The organism is Kitasatospora sp. NPDC056076 (assembly GCF_042266305.1).
Taxonomy (GTDB): Bacteria; Actinomycetota; Actinomycetes; order Streptomycetales; family Streptomycetaceae; genus Kitasatospora.
Window position 1 is genome coordinate 1 of record NZ_JBHJWG010000021.1, and the last position, 2,008, is coordinate 2,008.

General features: G+C 72.9%; 2 protein-coding genes. One reads left to right on the top strand and one right to left on the bottom strand.

What is annotated here, in order from left to right; translation table 11 throughout:
* Positions 1 to 91: 91 nt before the first annotated feature.
* Positions 92 to 949: a helix-turn-helix transcriptional regulator gene (locus tag ACFC1T_RS19205; protein WP_375890063.1), complete on the bottom strand. Its 858-nt coding sequence runs from the start codon at positions 947 to 949 to the stop codon at positions 92 to 94.
* 174 nt (positions 950 to 1,123) lie between these two features.
* On the opposite strand from ACFC1T_RS19205, the gene ACFC1T_RS19210 reads away from it, so the two are divergent.
* Positions 1,124 to 1,900, top strand: coding sequence for an SDR family oxidoreductase (locus tag ACFC1T_RS19210; RefSeq protein ID WP_375890065.1), 777 nt, complete (start codon positions 1,124 to 1,126; stop codon positions 1,898 to 1,900).
* The last annotated feature ends 108 nt before the right edge of the window (positions 1,901 to 2,008 follow it).

Below are 2,008 nucleotides of genomic sequence, written 5' to 3' on the forward strand. Positions count from 1 at the left end.
ATGTCGCAATCCACACCGAGCCAGAAGGCCCTCACTCATTTCAAGATCACCCAGCCGTGAACCCCGTCACCAACCTCCGTGGTCAGTACACCTAGGGAGTCGGAACCGTGGGTGCCGTCCAGCTGGCCAGGACCCGGAGGGACTGCGCGGTGGGGGAGTTCGGCTCCACGTTGTAGACGCACAGCGTCTGCTCCGCGTCGCCCGGCACCTGGAAGGACTCGTAGGAGAAGTGCAGGTCCCCGACCAGGGGGTGGTGGTAGTGCTTGGCGCCGTGGGTGCGGCGCAGCACCCGGTGGTCGTTCCACCAGCCGGTGAACTCCGGCACCTGGAGGGTGAGTTCGCCGACCAGGTCGGCGAGCCGGCGGTCCTGGGGGTAGCGGCCCGCCTCGAACCGGAGCATGGCCACCGTCTCGGCGGCGAGCCGCTCCCAATCGCCCACCGTCTCCCGGGCCTTGGGGTCCAGCAGGTAGTAGCGGGCCATGTTGCGGCGGTTCGCGGGCAGGGCGTCGAAGTCGGTGAGGACCTCCCGGGCGAGCCGGTTGGAGGCCAGGACGTCGGTGCGTCGGCCGAGGATGAAGGCGGGCACGTGGTCGAGCGTCTCCAGCATCAAGTAGAGCCCCGGGCGAACCCGTTGGGCCGCCGCCGGGGTGCGGCGGGCGGCCGGGCGGGAGTCGGAGCGGAGCAGGTCGGCGAAGTGCTCGCGCTCGGTGTCGTCCAGGCGCAGGGCGCGGGTGATCGCCTCGACGACCTCGTCGGAGGGGTGGAGGGCCCGCCCCTGCTCCAGCCGGGTGTAGTACTCCGTGCTGACCCCGGCCAGCCGGGCCACCTCGTCCCGGCGCAGGCCCGGGACGCGGCGGACCCGCCCGTCGGCGGGCAGCCCGGCGTCCTCGGGGGTGACCCGGGCGCGGCGCGAGCGGAGGAACCCGGCGATCTCCTTGGTGCGGTCCATGGCTCCATTGTCGGCGGTGTCGCGGCGCGGCGGGCGGTCCTGGGTGGTCCTGCCGGTACCTGTCAGGGCAGGGCCAGGTATGGCGTCCCGGGGGGCTCCGCCCGGGGCTGTACTGGATCTGCGGCCGACGGAGAGCGGCCGATCGAATCCCGACGCCCCTGGAGGGTAAGAAACATGTCCACGAACACCACCTCCCTTCCGCTCGCCGGCCGCGTCGCCGTCGTCACCGGCGCTTCGAGCGGCATCGGCGCGGCCTCGGCCGAGAAGCTGGCGGCGCTGGGCGCCCGGGTCGTCGTCCTGGCGCGGCGGGCGGAGCGGCTGGCCGAACTGGTCGAGCGGATCGAGAAGAACGGCGGCAGCGCGGTCGCCATCGCCGCCGACGTGACGGACGTCGAGGCGATGCAGGCCGCCGCGGCCCGGGTGGAGACCGAGTTCGGCGGGGCCGACCTGCTGCTGAACAACGCCGGAGTCATGCTGCCCGCCCCGATCGAGGAGCTGGCGACCGCGCAGTGGAAGCAGCAGATCGACCTCAACATCACCGGCCTGATGAACGCGATCGGCGTGTTCACCCCGCAGCTGGTGAAGGCGGCCGCCGAGCGCGGTGTGGCGGACCTGATCAACACCTCGTCCATCGCGGCGCAGAACATCTTCCCGACCTTCGCCGTGTACTCCGGCACGAAGGCGTACGTCAGCCAGCTGTCGCGGACCCTGCGGGCCGAGCTGGGGGCGAAGAAGGTCCGGGTGTCGGCGGTCGAGCCCGGCATCGTCGGGACGGAGCTGCAGAGCCACGTCACCGACCAGGGCGCGCTGGACTGGCTGGAGGGCGCGAAGGCCGCCATGGAGTGGCTCACCCCGGAGGACGTCGCGGAGACCATCGGCTTCATCGCCACCCTGCCGCCCCGGGTCAACCTCCAGCAGGTCACGGTCATGCCCACCGGCCAGGCCAGCTGAGCCGCACCACCCACCCCGGGCGGGCCCCCGCCCCCCCCCCCGGGGCCCCCCGGGTGGTAAAAACCCTGGGCTTGGGGGGGGCGGGGCGCCGCGGGCCGGCGGGGGGCG